The sequence below is a fragment of the Providencia sp. PROV080 genome (assembly GCF_033688105.1).
In the GTDB taxonomy this organism is placed as follows: domain Bacteria; phylum Pseudomonadota; class Gammaproteobacteria; order Enterobacterales; family Enterobacteriaceae; genus Providencia; species Providencia zhejiangensis.
The window spans coordinates 2,958,189-2,984,258 of record NZ_CP096346.1; the positions used below are offsets into that span (position 1 = coordinate 2,958,189).

General features: G+C 43.0%; 18 protein-coding genes and 2 pseudogenes. 7 read left to right on the forward strand and 13 right to left on the reverse strand.

Going from position 1 to position 26,070, the window contains the following annotated elements; genetic code table 11:
• Positions 1–118 precede the first annotated feature (118 nt).
• From M1F03_RS13110 to lrp, 5 genes and pseudogenes are all read right to left on the reverse strand, one after another.
• Positions 119–1,462, reverse strand: a complete 1,344-nt coding sequence (locus tag M1F03_RS13110) for a replication-associated recombination protein A (protein ID WP_196714107.1) — start codon at positions 1,460–1,462, stop codon at positions 119–121.
• 9 nt (positions 1,463–1,471) lie between these two features.
• A complete protein-coding gene (gene lolA / locus M1F03_RS13115) occupies positions 1,472–2,092 on the reverse strand; it encodes an outer membrane lipoprotein chaperone LolA (RefSeq protein ID WP_251464507.1) in 621 nt (206 codons plus the stop codon).
• 77 nt (positions 2,093–2,169) lie between these two features.
• Positions 2,170–3,867 (reverse strand): annotated as a pseudogene (locus M1F03_RS20045) (DNA translocase FtsK); the annotation flags it as partial.
• Between the two features lie 366 nt (positions 3,868–4,233).
• A pseudogene (locus M1F03_RS20050) lies at positions 4,234–5,928 on the reverse strand (DNA translocase FtsK 4TM domain-containing protein); the annotation flags it as partial.
• Between the two features lie 454 nt (positions 5,929–6,382).
• Entirely contained in the window at positions 6,383–6,877 is a 495-nt protein-coding gene (lrp, locus tag M1F03_RS13125) for a leucine-responsive transcriptional regulator Lrp (protein ID WP_004918089.1), read from the reverse strand.
• Positions 6,878–7,418: 541 nt separating this feature from the next.
• Between lrp and trxB the strand changes: the two genes are divergently transcribed.
• The 6 genes from trxB to infA all read left to right on the forward strand — a co-directional run bounded on the left by trxB (position 7,419) and on the right by infA (position 15,187).
• Positions 7,419–8,381 carry a thioredoxin-disulfide reductase gene (trxB, locus tag M1F03_RS13130; RefSeq protein ID WP_154623163.1) on the forward strand — a complete coding sequence of 321 codons (963 nt, stop codon included), beginning with the start codon at positions 7,419–7,421 and terminating at the stop codon, positions 8,379–8,381.
• Positions 8,382–8,556: 175 nt separating this feature from the next.
• Entirely contained in the window at positions 8,557–10,230 is a 1,674-nt protein-coding gene (locus M1F03_RS13135) for a DUF4153 domain-containing protein (RefSeq protein WP_251464511.1), read from the forward strand.
• Positions 10,231–10,606: 376 nt separating this feature from the next.
• A complete protein-coding gene (gene cydD, locus M1F03_RS13140) occupies positions 10,607–12,373 on the forward strand; it encodes a heme ABC transporter permease/ATP-binding protein CydD (RefSeq protein WP_154623166.1) in 1,767 nt (588 codons plus the stop codon).
• A gap of 2 nt (positions 12,374–12,375) precedes the next feature.
• The gene (gene cydC / locus M1F03_RS13145; protein ID WP_196714110.1) at positions 12,376–14,118 is read left to right on the forward strand and encodes a heme ABC transporter ATP-binding protein/permease CydC; all 1,743 of its coding nucleotides are present in this window, start codon (positions 12,376–12,378) and stop codon (positions 14,116–14,118) included.
• Positions 14,119–14,126: 8 nt separating this feature from the next.
• Complete coding sequence (gene aat, locus M1F03_RS13150; protein ID WP_154623170.1) at positions 14,127–14,828, forward strand: leucyl/phenylalanyl-tRNA--protein transferase; 702 nt, start codon at positions 14,127–14,129, stop codon at positions 14,826–14,828.
• Between the two features lie 140 nt (positions 14,829–14,968).
• A complete protein-coding gene (gene infA / locus M1F03_RS13155) occupies positions 14,969–15,187 on the forward strand; it encodes a translation initiation factor IF-1 (protein WP_004244560.1) in 219 nt (72 codons plus the stop codon).
• Between the two features lie 74 nt (positions 15,188–15,261).
• Here infA and clpA read toward each other — a convergent pair whose 3' ends face one another.
• Positions 15,262–17,547 (reverse strand): ATP-dependent Clp protease ATP-binding subunit ClpA, encoded by a 2,286-nt coding sequence (clpA, locus tag M1F03_RS13160; protein ID WP_318839952.1) that lies wholly within the window; start codon positions 17,545–17,547, stop codon positions 15,262–15,264.
• 30 nt (positions 17,548–17,577) lie between these two features.
• A complete protein-coding gene (clpS, locus tag M1F03_RS13165; protein ID WP_154623173.1) occupies positions 17,578–17,898 on the reverse strand; it encodes an ATP-dependent Clp protease adapter ClpS in 321 nt (106 codons plus the stop codon).
• Between the two features lie 384 nt (positions 17,899–18,282).
• Here clpS and cspD point away from each other — a divergent pair, with 384 nt between their 5' ends.
• Positions 18,283–18,534 carry a cold shock-like protein CspD gene (gene cspD / locus M1F03_RS13170; protein ID WP_154623175.1) on the forward strand — a complete coding sequence of 84 codons (252 nt, stop codon included), beginning with the start codon at positions 18,283–18,285 and terminating at the stop codon, positions 18,532–18,534.
• 102 nt (positions 18,535–18,636) lie between these two features.
• Here the strand turns inward: cspD and M1F03_RS13175 are convergent, their stop codons facing one another.
• The 6 genes from M1F03_RS13175 to macA form a co-directional block, all read right to left on the reverse strand.
• Positions 18,637–19,575 (reverse strand): DUF1177 domain-containing protein, encoded by a 939-nt coding sequence (locus M1F03_RS13175; protein WP_154623177.1) that lies wholly within the window; start codon positions 19,573–19,575, stop codon positions 18,637–18,639.
• A 135-nt stretch (positions 19,576–19,710) separates the two neighbouring features.
• Complete coding sequence (locus M1F03_RS13180; RefSeq protein WP_154623178.1) at positions 19,711–20,460, reverse strand: IclR family transcriptional regulator; 750 nt, start codon at positions 20,458–20,460, stop codon at positions 19,711–19,713.
• Positions 20,457–21,302: a nitrilase-related carbon-nitrogen hydrolase gene (locus tag M1F03_RS13185; RefSeq protein WP_251464513.1), complete on the reverse strand. Its 846-nt coding sequence runs from the start codon at positions 21,300–21,302 to the stop codon at positions 20,457–20,459. Before M1F03_RS13185 ends, M1F03_RS13180 begins: the two co-directional genes overlap by 4 nt.
• 11 nt (positions 21,303–21,313) lie before the next feature.
• The gene (locus M1F03_RS13190; RefSeq protein WP_272661209.1) at positions 21,314–22,660 is read right to left on the reverse strand and encodes a purine-cytosine permease family protein; all 1,347 of its coding nucleotides are present in this window, start codon (positions 22,658–22,660) and stop codon (positions 21,314–21,316) included.
• Positions 22,661–22,945: 285 nt separating this feature from the next.
• A complete protein-coding gene (gene macB, locus M1F03_RS13195) occupies positions 22,946–24,889 on the reverse strand; it encodes a macrolide ABC transporter ATP-binding protein/permease MacB (protein ID WP_154621786.1) in 1,944 nt (647 codons plus the stop codon).
• A 1-nt stretch (position 24,890) separates the two neighbouring features.
• A complete protein-coding gene (gene macA / locus M1F03_RS13200) occupies positions 24,891–25,997 on the reverse strand; it encodes a macrolide transporter subunit MacA (RefSeq protein ID WP_154621787.1) in 1,107 nt (368 codons plus the stop codon).
• Positions 25,998–26,070: the final 73 nt, after the last annotated feature.

Below are 26,070 nucleotides of genomic sequence, written 5' to 3' on the forward strand. Positions count from 1 at the left end.
AAAGAGAGTATAACACGTTCCAGTATTATACCCTGTACACCTTCAAGTCGCTGGTGACCATGCGACTCAAAAAATTTTATAAAAAATCTTATTTTATAACCTTACCGCATTGCCCACATTAGCGATAGCGTTTTGTTGGGCTATTTTGATCCTGTTGCGCTAACCAGTTTAATTTTTCTGCTATTTTCGCTTCCAGACCCCGATTTGTGGGATGGTAATATTGGGTATGCTGCATTTCAGGTGGAAAATAGACCTCTCCAGCGGCATACGCATTCTCCTCATCATGAGCGTAGCGATATTCTTTTCCAGCTCCCAGCTCTTTCAATAGCTTTGTTGGGGCATTGCGCAAATGAGCGGGAACGTCATAGTCTGGTTGCCTCTGTGCATCTGCCAATGCAGCCTTATAAGCGGTATACACCGCATTGCTTTTCGGTGCACATGCTAAATAAACAATGGCCTGAGCGATTGCTCGCTCACCTTCCGCAGGCCCTACACGGGTAAAACAATCCCACGCCGAAATTGCGACCTGCATTGCTCGAGGATCCGCATTACCAACATCCTCAGATGCTATTGCTAACAAGCGACGGGCCACATATAACGGATCGCCCCCCGCAGTGATAATACGCGCATACCAATATAAAGCAGCATCAGGAGCTGACCCTCTTACTGACTTATGTAAAGCTGAAATCAAGTCATAATAACGGTCGCCTTTATTATCGAAACGTGCGGCGCGTTCTCCACTGACTTCTTTTAACAATTCGGCAGTTAAAACACGCTGACCATGGCTATCACTTTCCGCCATATCCGCCATCATTTCTAGCAAATTGAGGGAGCGTCTTGCATCACCATTCACTAATTCAGCAATTAATTTACGAGTACTCTCAGGCAAAATAATATTTTGTCCACCCAAACCATGTTTTGTATCGCTCATGGCTTGCAACAACACTTTTTCAATATCACTGGCATCTAATGATTTGAGTAGATAAACACGAGCACGAGACAAAAGCGCTGAATTCAATTCAAATGAGGGATTTTCTGTTGTTGCGCCGATAAAAGTGATCGTGCCATCTTCAATATGTGGCAAAAAAGCATCTTGTTGGCTTTTATTAAAGCGATGTACCTCATCGACAAATAGAATCGTTCGACGCCCTGCATCACGGTTTTGCCGTGCTTTTTCGATCGATTCTCGAATCTCCTTAATACCGGATGTAACCGCAGAAATCCGTTCGATATCGGCTTGAGCATAGTGGCCAATAATTTCAGCTAACGTCGTTTTACCTGTTCCCGGAGGTCCCCACAAAATCATTGAATGTAGATGGCCAGCCTTAATTGCCCGCGGTAATGGTTTTCCCTCCGCCAGCAAATGTTGTTGTCCTATATACTGTTCAAGCACCTCTGGGCGCATACGCGCCGCTAGAGGTTGAAATTCATTTTGTGAAAAATCGAGTGATAGGTTACCCACTATTTCCTCTTATTGACCACCAGAGCGTTGATCATCGAGTGTGACACCTTTTGGTACAGTAAAGGTGAATTGACGCTTATCAACAGGCCCATTCTTTTGTTCTTTAAGTTGGTAGGCACTTGTTTGCCCATCTTGTTCAATCGCAGAAAACTTCTCAATGGTACCTTCAGGTGAAACGGTAATAGAAAAGCGTTTCAAAGTGCCATTCGTGAGCTTAGGCTTCAAATCAAACGTATTCCCCTGCTGAATAATCGAATACTGTTTCCAATCTGACGGATTATTGCGGGTAATTAATAAAAATGGCGTATCTTGGGTCGCATCTGCAAGATTTGTCACCGTAACTTGTTCTACAAATGGGTTGTAAAACCATAAGTTTTTACCGTCAGAGACTAAGACACTCTCATCAGGCGATGTCATATTCCAATTAAATAAATTCGGGCGCTGTAACCATAACTCGCCAACACCTTTTTGAACCAAATCACCTTCAGGGCTAGTGACTTTTTGAGAGAAGCTAGCATGAAAGCTATTGACCTTATTCAGACGTTCCTGAAGGTCTTTGCTGGCATCTGCCAGCACTGAGCCGATATGTAAACTTAGGGCTAATGCCCCCAATAACATCATTTTTTTCATCGAACAAAGACCTTTTATTGATACCGTAATAAGCACTACGCTTTGGCCATTGCGCTTGCAACAACCCACACTATAAATTAGTAATCAGCTTGCCGCGGAGAGAGTACCTCACGGTTACCATTATGGCCCGGCTCACTCACAATACCTTGTGTTTCCATCTGTTCGACAATTCGCGCTGCGCGGTTATAACCGATACGGAACTGACGCTGAACACCAGAAATTGAAACACGTTGTTTATCGACAACAAACTCAACGGCTTGGTCAAATAATGGATCGAGCTCCTCTTCCGCACTATCGTAGCCGCCTCCCTCATTTTCATCGCTGCATTTAGTGATGCTATCGATATATTGAGGACGCCCACGTGCTTTCCAGTCATTCACCACCGCATGCACTTCTTGGTCACGAACAAACGCACCATGAACGCGAACAGGAATCGATGAGTTAGGAGGTAAATACAACATATCCCCCATTCCCAGCAAGGACTCTGCACCGCCCTGATCAAGAATGGTTCGTGAATCAATTTTACTCGAAACAGTAAATGCAATTCGAGTTGGAATATTGGCTTTAATCAAACCAGTAATAATATCTACCGATGGGCGTTGTGTCGCCAAGACTAGGTGAATACCTGCCGCACGTGCTTTTTGTGCAAGGCGAGCAATCAGCTCTTCAACTTTTTTACCGGCAGTCATCATTAGGTCGGCAAATTCATCAACCATCACGACAATATACGGCTCTTTTTTCAGCATGGGATGTTCCATTTCCATGCTATCGCTCGGTTTCCAATGAGGATCTGGAATGGGTCTTCCCATCTCCTCAGCGGCTTTAATTTTATCATTGTAGCCTGCTAAATTGCGCACCCCGAGCGCCGACATTAATTTATAACGGCGTTCCATTTCGTTGACACACCAACGTAATGCATTTGCAGCATCTTTCATGTCGGTAACAACTTCCGTCAATAAATGAGGAATGCCTTCATAAATAGACAATTCCAACATTTTCGGGTCGATCATGATAAAGCGTACATCTTCGGGCTTAGATTTATATAGGATACTGAGGATCATGGCGTTGACCCCTACAGATTTACCTGAGCCCGTTGTTCCCGCGACCAATAGATGAGGCATTTTTGCCAGATCTGCGATAACAGGATCCCCTTCAATATCTTTCCCTAACACCATAGTTAATGGTGATGAACTATGCCTAAATTGTTCGCAATCTAACACTTCTCTTAGATAAACGGTTTGCCGTTTCTCATTAGGTAGCTCAAGGCCTACGTAAGGTTTACCAGGGATAACTTCAACCACCCTGACTGCCGTTGTTGAAAGTGAGCGAGCAAGGTCTCGTGATAATGTCGAAATACGTGCGGCTTTTACCCCTGGCGCTAAATCCAGTTCAAATCGGGTAATAACAGGCCCCGGTGAAAAACCAACAACATCAGCTTTAACACGATAATCATTTAAACGCGCTTCAATCAATCTCGCCGTCTGCTCTAATGTAAACATATCCACAGGCTCTTCTTGAGCTGGAGGCGTGGTTAACAAGTCCAAAGAAGGCATTGGCGTTGTTGGTTTAGGCAACGGCTGATCATTACGCACCAAGAATGGGTGAAATAGACTATCTTGTTGTGGCTGTTGTGGCTGTTGCGGCTGTTGCGGCTGTTGCGGCTGTTGCGGCTGTTGCGGCTGTTGCGGCTGTTGCGGCTGTTGCGGCTGTTGCGGCTGTTGCGGCTGTTGCGGCTGTTGCGGCTGTTGCGGCTGTTGCGGCTGTTGCGGCTGTTGCGGCACAACAGTATCAGTCCGGTAAGCAGCGCTGTCCAGCATTGGCGACACATTTTTTACTGTATTGTCGACTGGAGGTGTATTTGAGTTACTCGCCGTTGTTGTCGCGCTAAATGATGGCATAAACAGTGGATCCGCCGGTTCTTCATTAACCAGATCATTAACTGGAGAGAAACTATCCAGCACTGAAATATGTTCACTTAGGTCAAAATTCGGTTCAACGCTATCATTGGCTCTATCATGCTCTGACGGTTGAGTCGATAGGCCATTATCAGGCGTTGTCAATTGATGAACCTGAGGCTCTACTTGCGTTGATGAGGTAGGCCAACGGTGCTCGATGTCCGGTTGAGTATAACGCGTAGCAACTGGCTCAATTTTTTCGCTCCTCGGTTCCGATGGCGTGATATCGAGAGGGATTGATGCATCATCGTCATGGCCACTATCTTCATCAACGCCATAACGTTCACGTTGCTGCTGCAAAAATTGCTCACGTAGCCTATTTTCTTGTTCGTTATCGTCATCTTGCTGCTGATTCTCTTCAGAAGAAGACCATTGCTGATAAACTTGCTCGCGTTGTAATGCTTCTTCCTTGCGACGCTGAAGCTCAGCATCACGCTGTGAAGGAATTCGAATACCATACAGCTCTCTACGCGTTGGCAGGCGCACAGGATTTGGACGAGGTAATTCAGGCTCTAAGTTTTGTTTTACCTGTGCGTGGCGCTCCAGTGCCGCAACAGAAATTCCTGCTGCTGCTAATGCCGCAGGGTCGGCAACCCTATCAGACATCGATTGCCCATTTGCCTGAGATACGGCATCGCTTACCGGTGAAATAGGCATTGTTGGCTCAGGTGTATTTTGTGCACCCGACGGCCCCGAAAATGAAGAAAGTGTGTTCTGTTCAATCGGTGCTTGCTTTTGTTGTTCAGCTTGTTGCTGACTTAATGATGGCGATGCTGTTTGAGGTTGTGCATGATTTAAGGATTGCCAATCAACAGGTTGTTCACGACTTGGATTCGTTGAGTGAGTCAAAACATCATTGAGACTATTTTCAGGTTGCTGTACCGCGTGGCTTGGCGCTTGCGGATTTTCATTCGTTTTAAATTGAAAATCTCTATCGTACACAACTGGTTGATAATCGTCAGGCACTTCAAAGTGATATGCCTCTTGCTGCTCGGTGGCTGAAAATGAGGGTAAATTTTCATCCTCTGCTGCTAGGGATGAGGCCACTGGGGTATCCGTGTGTTCAGTCTGCATTGCCACGGGTTGTGTTGTCGCTTGTGGTTCACCCACGTCAACCGCGGCTAATTCACTAATTGTGGGTGAAGAAAATAATACATCGTCGCTATCCGCATCGAAATTTTCGATGGCCTGACGTTCAGCTTCTTGTGCCCGTTGCAAAGCATCTTCTGCTTCTTCCACGTCATAGTCTACAGTATCATCACCACGTGCACGGTTAGTCATCAGCGTAAGAGGGATTAGCACCGCAGCACCAATTTTTTCCGCTATCGTCAACCAAGACCAGCCTGTAAATAGCGTAAAGCTAATTGCCCATAGAAAAAGCAAGGCAAGTGTGGCACCTAATGCGTTGAACCATGGCATGATAGCGTTACTGAACACACTACCTATCACGCCACCAGAAGAGAAATTGGGCAAATCATCGAAATTAAGTGCAGCGAGGCCACAGGATGATAAGATCAGTGCTAACCCACCAATCAAACGTAATGAGAGTGAGAAAAAATCGATGTAACGACGCTGGCTTTCATAGCGATAGATGCTCCAGCAACCAAGCAACAATAACGGCGGGATGGCAAATGCAAGGATCCCAAAAGCAGAAAAGAGAATATCCGCACTCCATGAGCCAACACTTCCCCCCAAGTTTTTAACTGGCGCATTCCATGTGGTCTGTGACCAGCTCGGGTCTGAAGGGTTGAAACTCAACAATGCGACCATTAAGAATATGGCACTCAAACAAATGGCCAGCAAAATGACTTCGAGTAGTCGTCTGCCGCTACTGAGTTTTTTAAATCGAATGTGTTTGTCTTCTGTATATTCTTGGCTCATTACTGTTTCTTTACTGACTGATGATGTCACCCATGTCGAAACGAATTCATCGGAATTCGCTATGATGATAAGCACATTGTGAAAGCCATTCTAACACCAATCACCGTCTTGTGCGTGACTTGTTGCCACTATGGCAAACTAAACAACTATAGGCACTGCAAGATGCAGTATTTCATCTTACAGTTGATGATTCAATTTCTATTTGATGTTAAAAATCTTAATTATTTATAGCTTTAATATCAATAGATTGAAACTAGAACTTGCGGTTATCTAGGGTATTTTCAGAAAAAATCATATCAACAACGCACGGCGTGACTGAAAGTGGATGGAAAATTACTTAAAAAGAGAGAAAATCCAACACCAAAAACGGAACAACGCTGAGTAAACTCAGCGTTGAAACAGCAGTGCGGCAACAATCTGTTATGTTGCCCAGAAATGAGACTATCGAAGATAGTTAGCGCGTTTTAATAACCAGACGGTTACTTTGCTTCACTTCTTCCATAACTACATATGTACGCGTATCGTTAACACCTGGTAGACGCAGCAGAGTCTCACCGAGTAGCTTACGATAAGCGGACATATCAGGCACACGCGTTTTCAACAAATAATCGAAGTCACCAGAAACTAAATGACATTCTTGGATCTCTTCGAGTTTTTGCACCGCGGTATTAAATTGCTCAAACACATCTGGTGCACCACGGTTTAAGGTGATTTCAACGAAAACCAGTAGTGATGCGTCTAAATAGTGAGGGTTCAGTAGTGCTGTATAGCCAGAAATAAACCCTTGTCTCTCCAAACGACGAACACGCTCCAAACATGGCGTTGGTGACAACCCCACACGCTTAGACAATTCTACGTTTGAAATACGCCCGTCTTTCTGTAGTTCGTTTAGAATATTCCTATCAATACGGTCGAGGTCTTTTCCAGGACGCTTTTTATTGTCAATCATCTCTTTATCTCTCTTTCTCTAATTGTTATTTCCCACACCTATAAAACAGCACCATCCTCGCTCATACTTTATTTATTAGGTATTCGTGTTCAGGAGCAAATTTTATGCGCAATGCTGAGATCGACGTGAACGGAAACCCTGTTCACAATGATTACCTGTTTGTTAAGTTATAAGTGTTGTAAAGTTAACTTTCCGTCTAGAACAAAAATGCACCGTTTACATTGGTTCACTAGATAATTAACTCTTACATAGATGTTTTCGCAAATGCACAGCCGATTGTCAAAGCAAATGAATAAAAATCAGTACAAGATTTCGCTTTTTTTTCTATTCAAACGTTTCGCTAGCCGGATTCAAGAATATTCCTAAAAATCCGCTTCCCCGATGTTACAATACTTGCCATAGCAAATTTTTACTTTAATCACTATTATCTATCGCAAAAATAGCCCAGTTACAATTTACTTAGTATTTAAATCACTTTTTTTAGCTAGCCAATTCTCCTACAATCCCATTATTGCTATTTTTAATTAAAAATGAGGTATTCATGAGCACAGCCATACATCGCAAGTTAATCATTTTGGGTTCTGGCCCTGCCGGATACACAGCTGCCGTCTACGCTGCTCGTGCCAATTTAAGTCCCGCACTGATTACTGGGGTGGAAAAAGGTGGTCAGTTAACCACAACAACCGAAGTTGAAAACTGGCCGGGTGACCCTGAAGGCCTAACAGGTCCAGGTTTGATGGATCGTATGTATGAACACGCGACCAAATTCCAAACAGAAATTATTTCTGATCACATTAATAAAGTTGACCTCAAGCAGCGCCCTTTCCACCTCTTTGGTGATGAAAAAGAATATACTTGTGACGCTTTGATTATTGCGACAGGTGCATCTGCACGCTATATCGGCCTGCCTTCTGAAGAAGCCTTTAAAGGCCGTGGCGTATCCGCTTGTGCAACCTGCGATGGTTTCTTCTATCGTAACCAAAAAGTTGCCGTTGTTGGTGGTGGTAATACTGCTGTTGAAGAAGCACTTTATCTGTCCAATATAGCCTCAGAAGTTCACTTAATTCACCGCCGTGATAGCTTCCGCGCTGAAAAAATCCTAGTTGACCGTTTAATGGACAAAGTGAACAACGGTAATATTATCCTGCATACTGACCGTACACTGGATGAAGTTCTCGGCGATGATATGGGAGTAACAGGCGTTCGCTTACGTAATACAAAGAGCGATGAAACTGAAGAACTGGACGTAATGGGCGCATTTATTGCCATCGGCCACAGCCCAAATACGGGTATTTTTGATGGCCAGCTAGATTTAGAAAATGGCTATATTAAAGTGCAGTCCGGTACTCACGGGAATGCAACACAAACCTCTGTTCCTGGCGTCTTTGCTGCGGGTGATGTTATGGATCATATTTATCGCCAAGCAATTACATCAGCGGGTACTGGCTGTATGGCCGCACTTGATGCAGAACGTTATTTAGATGGTTTAGCGGATAAAAAATAATATTAGCCGAGTATCAACACCATTAGGCACCTTAAACTGGTGCCTTTTTTATTTCTATCTCTCATTCAAATTCATCGAAACATCCGTTTTTTTCAGAACAAGTTCAATAGGTATTTGATGCCTCCAATCTATAATGAACTCATCGCCAATATACGCTTCTACTAAAGGGAACCTCATGGGTCAGCAAACACTGAAAGAATCAGTTAGTCGTTACGCCTATCTTTTTGTTGCCCTACTTGCCATTGTGCAAGCAACGATTATTCTTTACTCAACGAATTATTCAGTACAGCAAGAGATTGGCTTAAGTGAACAATATTTTTATTTGTCATTATTACTCGCGATTTTTGTTCCTTCTGCCACCAGTTACTTATTTACCCAAGTTAAAGCAGGCGTTTTCTATCTTAATATTTTGATCATCATTTTATTAACGATTTGGATCAGTTTATGGCAGGCTAGACACTCAGCATCAAGCAGCGATGCCCACTTCTTTCTCGCATTTTTGACATTAACCATCCTGTTTTTCATCTTATTGCCTTGGATGCAAATGCGTCAATTTTCTGGTACATGGCAGATCAATTATGCCTGTTTGATTAGTTTCTATATCAAAAATACGCTATTAGGCATACTGGCCTCAGTGATTGGCGGATTACTGACCGCACTCATTTTACTGGCCAGTTTCTTATTTCAAACTGTTAACTTATTTTTTTTGCACGATATATTGAGCCATGAATTTACCTTATGGTTAAGCTTTACATTAGGCTTTAACATAGGTCTGATTTTTTTACGCTCCAACTTTGAGCTTCAATTAAGTCATTTCGTAAGTTATATCGCCCGCTTCTTCTTGATCGTTTTACATGTTATTGCCATTGTATTCGTGATTGGCCTTCTCTTTTCATCTTTTACGGAACTGAAATATTCAGATTTTGGTTCTATCACGCTATTGTGGTTTTTACTCCTCAATATTATTTTAATTAACCTAACTTATGGCGATGGTAGTTATCAATATCAGCTCCCTTCATGGCTAACCCCGTTTATGTTATTGAGCATTCTTTTGCTGAATGTTTTCTCCTTCCTATCACTCTACGGTATTTTTATTCGTGTCAATCAATACAGTTGGAGTGTTGAGCGTTTATATGCCTCTACAATCGCACTCTTTTTCACTGCTGTTGTTTTAGCGTATAGCGTTGTGGTGATCCTCAAAAGGCAACGTTGGGTACTAACATTAGGCACCATTAACAAAGTGGCACTCTTAGGCTTAATTGCCACTATTTTGCTCATTAATAGCCCTATTTTTGATTTCCAGCGGATAACGTTAAATAGCCTATTAGCCGGTGTTGAAAAGGGGAAAATTGAAGTTAACCCAATGCTTGCCCGTGATTTAGGTCAATTAGGTCCCGACGGTAAACAAGCCTTAGCACAATTAAAATTGAATCCAGACTATAAAAAACAGCTTGAAATGGTGATGCCTTATGACGAATCCAGCAGATCACTCAAAGATGTGTTAGTGATAGCGAAAAACAGTGCAGATTTGCCTGATAGTTGGTGGAATATCAGTGATAAATCATATGAATGGTACTGTACTGCAAGTGTTGAGCCTAATAACTGTCTTGGTTTTATGACCGATGTCAACCAAGATGGGCGTGATGACGTTGTGATGTGTTATGCATATAAAGAAAGCAATTATTTTGATTGTCTTATTTGGCAGCAAAAAGAAGAAAATTGGCTCGTTGTGGATACACAAACACACCAGTATGATTCGTCAGAATCGCTAAATACGGCTTGGAATAAACTGTTAAATGGGCAATTTGGCTTAGCACCTAAAGAATGGCGCCAAATTGTGCCAAAATAATCAAGTTAACACTGGAGGTAATAGCAATACTGATAAGTAAAGCTATTACCTACTATTATATTTATTCCCAATTAAATATGATGGAATTGCTTAGGCTCCCCTTAGCTTCATATATCAATGGCACGATTAGAGGATACCGATAAATTATTTATTCATTCTCTTGATTTTAATTTCAAATAACCGTCGATTGTTCTTTACCTTTATAAAACATATCAATAACAATTATCTGGACTGTTTTAATAACACACTTTTATTATGCAACATATCGCAAAGAAGCTGTTATGATAGATAAAAAATTCCGTTATGCTGTAACCTATCACTTATTTTAGCTAGCGGCACACTCTCAATATAAAACTATACCTGCACACTGATCATTATGGATAAAACAAGACAGACTGAATTGGTACGTTGGTTAAAACAGCATAGTACATCGGCAAAACGCTGGTTACGCATTTCTATGCTATTAGGCGTTGTTAGTGGCCTGCTCATTATCGCTCAAGCATGGTTCTTAGCGGTGATACTGCAAGCACTGATTATGGATCATATCCCTCGGGAACAATTGGTTACCCCCTTTGTACTGCTCCTTATCGTATTTGTATTACGTGCGCTCGTAACCTTAATTCGAGAACGTGTTGGCTTTCGTTGTGGGCAAGTCGTACGCCAAGAAGTTCGCGCTATGGTCTTGAATAAGTTGCAACAATTAGGTCCTGTGTGGGTAAAAGGTAAACCCGCGGGGAGTTGGGCAACGATTGTTCTCGAACAAATCGAGGATATGCAAGAATACTATTCACGCTACCTACCGCAAATGTATCTGGCAAGTATCATTCCAATGATGATCCTGATTGCCATCTTTCCATTTAACTGGGCAGCGGGTTTGATACTTTTTGCGACAGCGCCATTGATTCCCATTTTTATGGCGCTGGTCGGTCTTGGTGCGGCAGATGCCAACCGTCGTAACTTTATTGCGCTAGGTCGCCTCAGTGGCAGCTTTTTGGATCGGTTACGCGGGTTAGATACTTTGCGGTTATTTTTCCGTGAAAAAGCAGAGGTTCAACAAATTCGGGAATCAACCGAAGATTTCCGTTCACGAACCATGGAAGTACTCAGAATGGCGTTCCTCTCCTCGGGGGTGTTAGAGTTCTTTGCTTCTATTTCAATTGCTATCGTTGCCGTCTATTTCGGTTTTTCTTATCTCGGCGAGCTAAATTTTGGTAGCTATGGCTTACCTGTTACCATGTTTGCGGGTTTTCTTGCCTTAATCCTGTCCCCTGAGTTCTTCCAACCGCTACGCGATCTGGGCACCTATTATCATGCGAAAGCACAAGCAGTAGGTGCGGCCGAAAGCCTCGTGACCTTGTTAGAAAGCGATGGCGAACAGGTAACCGAAACAGGCAATAAAACACCGCTCGACCAACCTATTCGCATCCAAGCCGAAGGATTAGAAATTTTTTCTCATGACGGCCAACGTCTTGTCGGCCCTCTCGATTTTATTATTGAACCACAACAACGCGTTGCCATTGTTGGGCAAAGTGGCGCGGGGAAAAGCTCTTTACTTAATCTATTGTTAGGGTTTCTGCCTTATCAAGGTTCAATTAAAATTAACGGTGATGAACTGAACGAGCTTTGCCATGAAAAATGGCGAGTATTCATTGGCTGGGTCGGGCAAAATCCGCATTTACCTGAGCAAACACTCGTCGAGAATATCTGTTTAGGTAAACCGAACGCTTCAGCAGCAGAGATACAACAAGCAATGGATGACGCTTATGTCTCAGAGTTTCTTCCTATGCTACCTGATGGCTTAAATACCCGTCTTGGAGACTATGCGGCACGGTTATCGGTTGGGCAAGCACAACGTGTTGCGGTTGCGCGTACACTGTTAAAACCATCCCGTATTTTATTGCTTGATGAGCCTGCCGCCAGCCTTGATGCACACAGCGAACAACGCGTTATGCATACTCTAAACCAGCTAGCGCAAAAGCAAACGACAATTATGGTCACCCATTTGCTGGAAGAAACCGTTAATTATGACCAAATTTGGGTGATGGCAAATGGCCAAATCATTCAGCGTGGCAATTATGCAGAACTGAGTCAATCCGCTGGGCCATTTGCCCGTTTATTGACCCATCGTAATGAGGAGCTTTGATAATGCGAGTTCTATTACCTTTTCTGGCACTCTATCGCCGTCATTGGTTTCTGATCCTACTCGGCATGATCTTAGCCATCGTGACTTTACTTGCCAGCATCGGGCTCCTCACCTTATCTGGATGGTTCTTAGCAGGCGCGGCTATTGCCGGCTTCCCCGGTATTTACTACTTCAACTATATGCTGCCTGCTGCGGGAGTGCGAGGCGCCGCAATTTTCCGGACAGCAGGACGTTATGCTGAACGATTAGTCAGCCATGACGCGACATTCCGAGTATTGGCACATTTACGTGTTTTCGCCTTCAGCAAAATATTGCCCCTGTCACCAGGCGGAATTAGTCGCTTCCGTCAAGGGGAGGTGCTTAACCGCTTGGTTGCTGACGTGGAAACCTTAGATCATCTGTATTTACGTGTGCTATCACCTATTTTTGCCGCTTTTGTGGTGATCTTCGTCCTGATTTTTGGTTTGAGCTTCCTTGATCCTCGCTTAGCGTGGACACTTGGTTGCATCATGCTCTTGTTACTGTTTACATTGCCATTCGTATTTTACCGAGCAGGTAAGCCTATCGGTCAAGAACTGACGCATTTACGCGCGCATTATCGCACAGTGCTCACATCGGCCTTACAAGGGCAAGCTGAATTGACCTTATTCGGTGCCCTTCCCCGTTTTCGTAAGACATTGTCTGATATTGAAAGTCAGTGGCAAGTACGTCAACAACAGCAAGCTAGCCTAACGGGGTTATCCCAAGGGATTATCCTGTTTGCTTCCGGCTTTACTGCAACACTCTTGTTGTGGATGGCAGCAGATCATGTCGGAGGGAACACAAACCCTGGTGCGTTGATCGCTCTATTTGTGTTCTGTGCATTAGCCGCCTTTGAAGCCTTAGGGCCTGTGGCCGTTGCATTTCAACATATGGGCCAAGTGATCGCTTCAGCGGAGCGAGTATCTCAATTAATCGATGCCAAACCTGAAGTCACCTTTCCACAAAAAGGTTTATCGCTACCTCAATTGGAAAGCCTTGTCGTCGATAATATTTCTTTTACTTATCCTGAGCAGCCTTTCCCTGTTTTAAGACAAGTGTCACTTTCACTAAAACAAGGCCAACATATTGCTTTATTGGGTAAAACAGGTTGCGGCAAATCAACATTATTACAGCTATTAACCCGAGCTTGGGATGTTGATAGTGGTATGATCTACATTAATGGGCAGGATATCCGTGACTATAGTGAGCAAGCTCTACGCGCGATTATGTCTGTCGTTCCACAAAGGGTGCATATCTTTAGTGATACGCTACGTAATAATTTACTTCTTGCGAATGATAAAGCGACCGATAAGCAACTTAATGAAGTTCTACAACAAGTCGGCCTCGGCAATTTGCTTGAGAATGAACAAAAACTTAATGCATGGATGGGTGAAGGCGGTCGACAATTATCAGGTGGGGAGCAACGTCGTTTAGGTATCGCTCGCGCGCTTCTACATGACACGCCATTAATTTTAATGGATGAACCCACTGAAGGACTTGATGCACAAACGGAACAACAAATCCTTTCGTTGTTGAAAGAGAAATGTGCCGAGAAAACACTGATTGTCATCACGCACCGTATGCAAGGCATAGAACAAATGGATGCCATTTGCGTGATGGATAACGGTGAAATTATTGAGCAAGGTTCGCATCAAGCATTATTAGCGTCAAAAGGACGTTACTTCCAGTTTCGTCAACGCCATTTGCAACAACAGGTTCTGTGAGGCACATCATGTACCAACTCGATGATGACTCCTATTTATTCCCGCCAGTGCATGAAGCCATGCGGGAACCTAATGGCCTGTTAGCAATAGGCGGCGATTTAGCACCTGAACGGCTTAAGGCTGCTTATTATGATGGTATCTTTCCTTGGTTTAATCCCGGTGAAATGCCATTGTGGTGGTCGCCTGACCCCCGAGCTGTTTTAATGGTGGGTGAATTGCATATTAGCCGTTCAATGAAAAAATTATTGAGAAAGCAAAAATATCGCATCACCATCAACCATGCCTTCAACGAGGTTATTGAGGCGTGTGCTATCCGTGAAGAGGGAACATGGATTGTGCCTGAAGTTTGCGTTGGTTATCAGGCTCTACATCAACAAGGGGTCGCACATTCTGTCGAAGCTTGGTATGGTGAAGAGCTGGTTGGCGGCCTATATGGCGTGAACCTAGGGCACCTATTTTGTGGCGAATCTATGTTCAGTAGAATGAATGATGCATCCAAAGTTGCTTTTATTACATTCTATTTTCATTTTTTGCGCTATAATGGGCAGCTTTTTGATTGTCAGGTACTTAACCACCATACCGCCTCATTAGGCGCAAAAGAAATATCCCGTCGGGATTTTTTACATATTCTTTATCGGTGGCGTAACAAAGCGATTGATCCCGCCTGCTGGTTACCGCAATCGATTGAAATACAGTCATTATTCGAATAGCGAATTCTGGCTTTAAGCTATTTTATGCCCACACTGCTCAAGAAAAATCGCTTTAAAATGCGACATTTCTTTACTTAGTGAGGGTTTTTGGGCATTATCTTGCCCGTTAAAAATCATGGTTATTAGACTTAGAGGATTAGATGGCCAAAGAAGACAATATTGAAATGCAGGGCACAGTACTCGATACCCTGCCAAACACAATGTTTCGTGTTGAACTGGAAAATGGTCACGTAGTGACTGCCCACATTTCTGGAAAAATGCGTAAAAACTATATCCGCATCCTGACAGGCGACAAGGTAACTGTAGAGTTAACTCCGTACGACCTGAGCAAAGGCCGTATCATTTTCCGTAGCCGCTGATTCTATCTCTTCAGGCAAGGCCTGATACAGCCACAGGTGGTGTGCTATTGCACAACACACCTGTGGTCTATTTGTCAGAATACCGCATCCTCCGGAGAGGCCTTGTGCACGCTACTGAAGCTATATGTCAGTGTGTTGCTTTTTTCATCAAGCCCGATACTCACCGAGCCACCATTAGTTAGCGAACCGAATAACAACTCATTTGCTAATGGTTTTTTCAGGTTATCCTGAATAACACGTGCCATGGGTCGGGCTCCCATTGCCTTATCATAGCCTTTCTCACATAACCAGCGGCGAGCCGCTTGGCTAACCTCAATAGACACCCCTTTCTCATCCAATTGCGCTTGAAGCTCGACAATAAATTTATCCACCACCTGAGTGATAATCTCAACCGACAATGAGTTGAACCAAATAATGCCATCAAGGCGGTTACGGAACTCAGGCGAAAAGACTTTCTTAATTTCAGATAAGGCGTCAGTACTATTATCTTGCTCAGCAAATCCAATAGAACGGCGTTGTGTTTCTTGAACCCCCGCGTTAGTCGTCATCACAATAATAACATTACGAAAATCCGCTTTGCGCCCATTATTATCAGTCAGAGTACCGTGATCCATGACTTGCAACAGGATATTGAACACATCTGGATGTGCTTTTTCAATTTCATCCAGTAGCACTACTGAATGAGGATGTTTAATCACGGCATCCGTTAATAAGCCACCTTGGTCAAACCCAACATACCCTGGGGGAGCCCCGATCAAACGGCTCACAGTATGTCGCTCCATGTATTCGGACATGTCAAAACGCAATAATTTAATATCAAGCGCTTTAGCTAACTGCACGGTAACTTCTGTTTTACCAACACCTGTTGGACCTGCAAACAAGAAAGAACCAACCAGTTTATGCTCTTGGCCTAAACCAGCACGACTCATTTTTATCGCTTCAGTTAACGCTGCAATCGCATCATCTTGCCCAAACACCAACATTTTTAAACGGGCATCCAAGGTTTTCAAACGCTCTTTATCACTTGAAGAAACGGTTTTTTCTGGAATACGCGCAATACGTGCAACCACAGATTCAATTTCAGGCACCCCGATTGTTTTCTTGCGCTTGCTGGGTGCGACTAAACGAGTCCTCGCCCCTGCTTCATCGATCACATCAATCGCTTTATCAGGTAAATGTCTATCCGTAATATATTTAACGGATAAATCAACTGCCGCCTGAATCGCTTTCGCGGTATAGCGAACATCATGGTGAGATTCGTATTTTGGTTTTAACCCATTAATAATACGAACGGTTTCTTCTGCTGTAGGCTCTACAATATCGATTTTCTGAAAGCGGCGTGCAAGCGCTCTATCTTTTTCAAATACATTGCTGAATTCTTGATAGGTTGTTGAACCAATCACGCGAATCCGGCCGCCTGACAGTAATGGCTTGATTAAGTTTGCGGCGTCCACTTGTCCACCAGACGCTGCGCCAGCACCAATGATAGTATGGATTTCATCAATAAAAAGAATGCTTTTACTGTCTTTTTCCAACATTTTCAACAGTGATTTAAAGCGTTTTTCAAAGTCACCACGGTATTTAGTCCCTGCCAACAAAGCGCCAATATCGAGTGAATAGATAGTGCAGCCTTTCATCACTTCAGGTACATCATTTTGCTCGATACGCCATGCAAGCCCTTCCGCTATCGCGGTTTTCCCCACGCCTGATTCACCGACCAACAATGGGTTATTTTTACGACGGCGGCACAGAACTTGAATGGTTCTTTCTAGCTCGGCCTGACGCCCCACCAGAGGGTCAATATTGCCTTGTTTCGCCAATTGATTGAGGTTCGTCGTAAAGTTATCCATGTGATCATCGGAAACAGGCTGCTCTTCATTGCTAACTTGGCTATTAGCGGCATCTTGCTCAGATTGCGCTGGGTTTTCGCCTTTAATGGTGCCATGAGAAATAAAGTTAACAACATCTAAACGGCTTACGTCATGTTTACGCAATAAATAAGCGGCTTGTGATTCTTGTTCACTGAAGATTGCCACAAGAACATTGGCACCACTCACTTCATGACGCCCAGATGATTGAACGTGGAAAACAGCGCGTTGTAGAACACGCTGAAAACTTAAAGTGGGTTGCGTATCACGATTATCATTTTCAGGTAACAGTGGTGTCGTTTGCGCAATAAAGTGCTCAAGCTCTTGCCTCAAGACAACGAGGTCAACTTTACAGGCATCCAATGCTTCACGCGCTGACGTGTTACTTAATAATGCCAGCAACAGGTGCTCCACTGTCATAAATTCGTGTCGATTATCTTTCGCTTTTGCAAATGCGACGTTCAGACTAAGCTCCAGTTCTTGATTGAGCATAAGCACCTCCCAAAATTGATATTAGCTAGTTCACACTTTTTCTATTGTGCACAACAAAGGGTACTCATGTTCGCGCGCATAGCTGTTAACTTGTGCCGCTTTTGTTTCAGCAACCTCTGCCGTAAAAATACCGCAAACCCCTTTTCCCTGAAAATGAACATCTAACATTATCTGTGTAGCGCGTTCTTCATCAAAAGAAAAGTATTTTTGTAACACTTCAACAACAAAATCCATTGGAGTGTAGTCATCATTATTTAATATAACCTTATACATTGAAGGTGGCTGTAAGACTTGTTCCACTTCATCCTTAATAATGACATCTGTTTTAAATGTACCAAGAAAATCGCTCATTACTTGTCGTGCTCGGAGTTAAGATTCAATTAAGCATAACCTTTATTATCAATGATTTCTATTAATCAAGATAACAATTAAATGTCGTGAGAATCATTTGTTTTATCAATCATTGATTCACTCTAATAACAGTGTAACACGCTATTCAAAGTAACTCATATGACCAATAGTTTGTGACTAACTTCAAAGTTTATAAAGGAAGGAGCGTTAGCCATATCAAATTTTTATCACTTTGCCAAAAATCCGCAAACTGATCGCTTGACGTCCGAAGGCAATTCACTACAGTATGATTTGCAGACAGTCAATATGGGTAATTATACTTAGTCGATGCATAGTGATTATGCATTTATGTCAAACACAACTTGTAAATACGAAGGACGATGTATGGAGACAGGTACAGTTAAATGGTTCAATAACGCCAAAGGCTTTGGTTTCATCTGCCCAGAAAATGGGGGAGAAGATATTTTCGCTCATTACTCCTGCATACAGATGGATGGTTACAGGACATTAAAGGCTGGCCAGAAAGTCAATTTTAGTATTAATACTGGCCCAAAAGGAAACCATGCCAATCTCATCATTCCGATTGAAAATGGTACATTGAATAATACAAGTGCGGAGGCAACGCCTCAAGAATAATTCAGCCTAATAGAGCACAGTTAATTACTTCATGCGTTCAGTAATGATGACATGACAACTTTTGGTAGTTAACTGTGTCTATTTCTAAACAATATGCAGAGATCAGCGCGGGCGGCTGTGTGTTTGCAAAAATGATAGGTCACCGTAAAGTGATTTAAGTAAAGCAAACTGCTCTTCATCATAGAATTGGCAATGCCCGCTACTAAATTCTTTAGCAACTTCAATCATAAACTTCACCGCGGCAGCAATGTCCACTTCATGGCTGGCACCTGTGGAACACCCCGGGACAATCGTTTGTGTGCAAATAGCAACCCCCACCACAGGCGCTGTGGTTGATACCGATGGTTGCATAATACTATTGATGTGGTGTAAGCCATTACCGTAAGGTGTAATATCTTGCACTGCGAGTGGGAAGGTCACCGCATGTTGCCCGCTGCTCCATTCCATTAATCGCAATAAGTCTTCAGCAACCGGTAGGATATAACCTTCTTTAACTGTCGGCGACAATGCATACCCTTTGTGGTTCAGTAAGCGATTTCCCTTGGTTGTATCTACCGATAATATGGCATCAGCTTCAGGAATGGCTTCATGTTGATTCATCGTCTCATCATTAAGAGGGGAATCCATAAAATCAACGGGGCTATGAGGACGGGTCGGTGCTGTTGGGCAGATATGTGTTGTTATAATCACATCCCCCTTCAAAATATCACCGCTTTCACGCATATTGGCGAGTTTTAGCGCCGCCGCAATCGCCGCGATCGCACCATCGGCATCAGAGACAACGCCAATACGCGATGGCCTCGCGCCAATTCCGCCCAAACGACCTATAATGCCAAGTGTCGGTGTGTTTTTACCTTGTAATTTCCCCTGACTTCCTGGAATGACTATACGAACAAAATCACTTTGCCCTTTTTCGTCTTGCACTGTTTTTGAGGATACCTCAACGCCAGTGAAATGCTTAAATAAGGCAACAATATCATCCCCACTAACAACGGCACTATCGATTAACTCGTAAGCGCACAGGGTCTGTTTTAAACTCATATTTTACCCTTGGTATTTTTACAACTTCAGGTCAATTCTGTTGTTATTTCGCAAATCATTGAGAATAACAACAGATAATTGACCCTATTTCCTGGTGAAGGCGTATTCACGCACTATAAAATTTAATTGTTATGTTTATGGTTTAATACTACGTTTTAACCAATAAGAATCGCCTACCATGCTGCCAATATAGGATGCTTTATGACATATTTGTGTGGCTAGCTGGTCTAATAATTCAGGCGTAATCTGTGATGCAGGTAAACTCAAGCACAATGCATAGAGGGTACCTTGCGCTGGGTCATAAACAGTACTCGATACAGAAGCCACTCCTGGAACCGATTCATTAATCGAATATGCCCAACCCCGTTCTTCAATCATATTCAGTTCTTGACGTAACTGATCTTGTTTCTCTTGTGGTTCTTGGCAAATAATCACCTCGCGCTCGCTTAACGAGTTACGAGACAGCAAGGCTTTTCCTGTCGAAGTCCCCGCTATCGGTAACTTAGTTCCCGGTCGAGTGATGACTTGCAACATACTATTACCAATTCGGGCATGCACAACCCGAACCTTATCTTTATCTCTTAAAGAGACATAAGTGGTATAACCCGTTTCTTTCGTCAGCTCATCCAGCGATTCAAGCACCATATCAATAACAGGGTTCATCCCTCTAGCATGATGAGCTAATTCCATAATGATCAAACCCGGACGATAAATAGGCGCATCATTTTTCTTTTCGAGTAAGCCATACTCCGCCATCTGTTTTAATAAACGCGATGCAGAGCTTTTTGGCATTCCCAATTCATTAACTAACGTTGTCACCGTAAGCTCATCGCCTGAGCGAAGAAACAAACGGTATACATCGACAACACTTGAGAGAATACTCATAACTCACCTGTAAACGGAGAATTTTGCACCAATGCCTGATAGCTTTGTGGTTTTCGATCTCTTAAATAAGGAATATTCAGGCGAGTATGTGCCTGAACAAGAAAGTTTACTTCTCCAATGAGCAATGCCTCGCTATCACAGCGAGCCTCATTAAGAAGTTGTCCTCTAGGACCTAAAATTTTACTTCCACCAAACAAATGTAAATCACCTTCATGACCCCAACGATTCACCGCTAGCAAGTGAGTCCCATTTTCAAGAGCACGACAAGCGGTATTAATATCCCACATGTCTCTGTCTTGGATGCACCATGCAGAAGGTGCGATCAATAATTCTGCACCATTTAAAGTCAGAATTCGTGCCACCTCGGGGAAGCCCATGTCATAACAAATCATGATGCCTATTTTGCCGATTGGCGTCTCAAAGACGGGATAGTCACTGCCACAGCTGAACCACTGTTTTTCGATGCCAAATGCATGAACTTTGCGAAAAACACCGCTGATATCTTCACACCCAGGGTTCCAGACACCGACAGAGTTATATACCTCGCCTAAATAATGACCTCTTTCGGCAAAACCACTCACAATCGTGAGATCCAAACGGGTAGCCAGTGAACTGAATAATTGATAGGTTTCACTGCCTGTACTATCGCTAAGATCCCATAATCGCGTAGAGAGCAAATCGCCTCGATAACCTGTTGTTGCCAATTCAGGGAAGCAGATCAGCTTAGCGCCTTGTTCAGCGGCTTGATGACAAAAATCCGTCATACGCTGTAAATTTAGGGTCTTATCACCAAGCGTAGAATTAAATTGTGCAAGCGCAACTTTAACGATGTGATTACTCATCGCTCTCATCCTTAATCTGAGTGACTTACTTTACGGAATTGAACCGTATCAACACCTCTAATGCGAGCTTGCCAACGCATTCCAATCCAATATAGAAGAGCACTTGCAAGCAGTGAATTCAGTGCAGGTACACCAAAGTCGGCATTAAAAGGACCTAATTCAGAACTTAGCCAACCGACGATCACAGCAATGATCCAAACAATTAGCGTAATAGGGTTAAACGCCTCACAAGTCGGTGGGAGTTCCCCTTTCGCTCTTGTTGTCTCTAATTCTTTACGATCACGTTTTAATAAGTAGTAATCAATGACCATGATGCCAGCAACAGGCGGAATCGCTATTCCTAAATAAATCAGAAAACCAATAAAGTTATCTAAAATACCTAGCATTGAAGCAATAGTGCCAAAAATACCAATGACCCATGTGAGATAACGACGATCAAAACGTTTATTAAAAATAGCGTTCAATAAAGTCGAAAAACCTAAAGAGGATGAATATAGGTTAATATCGTTCATTTTGATGGTTGAGAAGATAACAATTGATGCGCCAACTAGCCCAGTTAGTGTCATCATCAAATCGAATACCTGAGACGTATGTAATGCCAGCGCCATCAATACGGCGATCATATTAACTAACAACTCACCAAAAAAAGTCCCGATAAGAGTCATCCAAAAAACCTCTTTTGGGCTTTTCATGAAACGACTAATATCGGGCGTTGTGACAGCGGAAATAATAAACCCACCAGCAACCATAGTAATGGCCACGGGTAAAGTCATAAGAGGCCCTGCTGGTTCAGCACTACTGATGAGGACACTAATATCCTGCCCTGAAAGCAGATTATAAGTTGCCCAGACTAACGCGAGTAAAAATAGCGGCGTTGAAATATTGGCGGTAATAGATAAAAAGCGATACCCATATACCGTAATAATCGTCACCGCAATACCTGTAATAAGCGACCAAGTCCCTGGTGTTAGCACATTCGTCGCTTTATACATACCATCCGCAAAGAAACCGTTTTGTACGCCGAACCACCCCATCAGTGAAATCGCAATAGCGCCACCAATCAGAGCAGATCCTAACTTACCAAACCCAGACCACCGTGACAGTAGACTGATTGACATTCCTTCGCGGCACGCAGCTGCACCTAATGCCCAGCTAACGACTTGTAAAATAACTGAACCTAGCATGGTGGCCCAAAACGCTTGCCAAAAAGTCAGTCCATAACCGAGAGCGGCCCCTAACATCACCTGTGAAACACAGGCCAGTGAACCAATACGGATTATTAGGACTTCATAAAATGGCCGACGGGCACTGAGAGGTACCCTAGCCAGAGAATAATCTTCACCCATTTTATTCGCCATTTTAGTATTCCTGCTGTGAGAATCTTTGCTGTTAAATTTTTTTTGGCTTATTATCCGGTTCCATTTTATGGAACTGGGTTTCATTTATTCCACGAGATGAATGATATCCGCCTTCGCTACCAAATCGCAAGTAAAATTTATCTTTTAAGATATATTTTTAGGTGTCGAAATATTACTAAAGACGGAAAACAAAACCTTTAGAAGGGAAATTAATATAAAAATAAGGATGTTGAAGCACCTCTTTAATGATTAGAGGTGCTTCACAAATTTGAAAAAAGAGGGAAATTATTCTCTGGCTAACGCATCAATAGGGTTTAATCTAGCGGCACTTCTTGCAGGTAAGAACCCAAAAATAATACCGATCGCAGTCGAACACACAAATGCACTAATCAACGCGATTGGCTGAAAAACAAACTCCCAGCCAGGTAATGCCATTTGAGCAAGTAGGCTGATACCATAAGAAAGGGCTATGCCCATTCCTCCCCCCATCAAACAGACGAGCACTGCCTCAATTAAAAATTGTTGCATCACATCACTCGTTCGTGCTCCTACAGCCATACGAATACCAATTTCTCGTGTGCGCTCTGTTACAGACACCAACATGATATTCATTACCCCAATCCCGCCAACAACCAGTGAAATAACAGCCACTAAGGTGAGAAATAGCTGCATCGTACGCGTGGTTTTTTCAGCGGTTTTCACTAGCGTGTCGATATTATAGGTAAAAATATCTTTTTTACCGTGTCGCAGTGTTAACAAACGAGTGATTTGTTGCTCTGCTACTTTGGCATCAATGCCCTCTTTAACCCTAACAACAATACTATCCAAATAAGGTCGGTTTACGATTTTGCTATTGACGGTGGTATCAGGCAACCAAATCGATAATGAATTATCTGAACCAAAAATTGATTTTTGTTCCGCTAATACCCCAATCACCGTTGCTGGCATATTACCAATCAAAATAGTTTCACCAACCACTTGTTTCTGATTAGGGAAAAAACGTCGTTTCGTATTAGCATCAATCACGACCACTTGAGCTCTACGTCTCACCATATCTTCAGTAAAGTTCATCCCCTCAGAAAATTTTTCGGCATAAACTTGAAAATAATCACGCCCAACGCCTAATAATCGTGCTGAAGCATCTAAATTGCCTCGGCGTAATCGAGTTGATTGAGATAACTCACCAGATACCGCTTGAACATAGGGCTGCTTCGCAATGGCATCAACATCGGCTGGTTTTAACGATTGCCGGTCTTGTGCATTATCGCTACCAAAATCCTCGCCTGGATACACTGAGATGGTATTCGTACCAATTGATTTAATATCATTAAGTACCATTCCCTGTGCAGCATCCCCTATCACCATGATAGAGACGACTGACGCAATACCAATAATAATGCCCAGCATCGTCAATAAGGTACGCATTTTATTCACGACCATGGCACGCCATGCCATTAACAGTGCTTCACTGAATCGGCCGTACATTTGTGACAAGGACATTTTTCTCGGTGCGGATTTTTTTAATCGCGGTGGTGCTGACGTTGTCACTGTTCCGGAATCACGAATGATTTCACCATCTTTAATTTCAATGATGCGTTCAGCCTGCTGGGCCACTTTTGGATCATGAGTAACAATGATTACGGTGTGACCTTGTGCGCGCAGGTCTTTGAGGATTTTCATGACCTCTTCACCTGAATGGCTATCAAGAGCACCTGTAGGTTCGTCAGCAAGGATCACTTGACCGCCATTCATTAATGCTCGTGCAATACTGACTCGCTGTTGTTGCCCACCAGACAGCTGATTAGGCCGATATTCTGCGCGTTCTTTAAGCCCTAATTTGGCCAGTAATTCAATCGCTCTTTGACGTCGCTGTGTTTTGCCCACCCCCGCATAAACGGCTGGAACCTCAACATTTTGCTCCGCCGTTAAATGGCTTAACAAATGATAACGTTGAAAAATAAAACCAAAGTGCTCTCGACGCAATTCCGCTAACTGATTATTATCAAGCTGTGAAATTGTTTGTTGAGCAACGAAATACTCGCCTGAACTCGGCTTATCCAAACATCCAATGATATTCATTAATGTTGATTTACCTGAGCCTGAAGCGCCAATAATGGCAACCATCTCCCCTGCTTCAATCTTTAGTGAGACGTCTTTCAGTACGGTAATTTCGGTTTCACCAGCGGGATAACGTCGAGTTATCCCTTTCAGTTCTAATAAGGCCGACATATTAATCCACCGTGCTGCGACTAGTGATAACCTGTTCGCCTTCTTTTAAGCCATCAATGACTTCAACATAAATATCATTGCGACTACCAATTTTTATCTGGCGCTTCTCGGCATTTTCACCGTTAAGGATCTCAACGTCATACACCTGCGGTGAAACTTCTGTGCCTAATGCCGACAAAGGTAAAAGCAGGACATCTTTATGTGATTCGAGATCAATTTGCACCTGTGCCGTCATTTGCAATTTCAGTAAATGCTGAGGATTAGGCACCTCAAAACGCGCGTAGTAAAAGATTGCATCATTAATTTTTTCAGGCGTCGGTAAAATATCTTTCAATACCCCTGAAAAGCGTTTATCGGGAGCACCTAATACGGTAAATGAGGCCGCTTGACCAGGCTTAAGATAAATCACATCAGCTTCTGATACTTCAGTCTTTACTAGCATGGTATCGAGATCGGCTAACGTTAAAATGGTAGGAGCCTCTTGCGCCGCTATCACCGTTTGACCTTGTAATGTTTTAATAAAGGTCACAATGCCATCCATTGGCGCGGTAATCTGCGTGTATTTAAGATTCGTTTTAGCGGTATCTAAAGTGGCTTGATTACGCTTAATCTGTGATTGATACGTTGCTACCTGTGCCTTTTTCACTTCAACATCTGTTTGCGCTTTATCTAAATCTTGTTTAGAAACCGCTTGAAGTTTGGATAGACTCAATTGGCGTTGGTAAGTCACCTCTGCTAAACGTAATTCCGCTTTTGCTAAGGCTAAATTAGATTCTAACTCATGAATCGTTTCTTGAGATTCGGTAACATCGTTTTGTGCTTTTTGGGGATCGATAACAGCAAGTAAATCGCCTTTTTTGACGTTATCGCCCTCTTTCACATACAAGGTTTGTAGTTGCCCGCTAACCTGCGCCCCAACATCAACTTTTCTGACCGCGTCCAGTTTCCCTGTTGCTTGAACTTGCTTATTTAAATCACCTCGCGTCACAGAAACTGTTTGAAAGACTTCTTTTTGTTCTCCCCCAAAAAATAACAATGCGATAACCATCAAAATCAAAATTACTGATAAAGAAATCAGCCACTTTTTTTTACGTGAATTTGCTCTCATTCAATCCATACCTATAACAATAAAGAGAGGGCTACGCCCCCTCAAAAATTCACTCTCTTCAAAACCTGCTTAT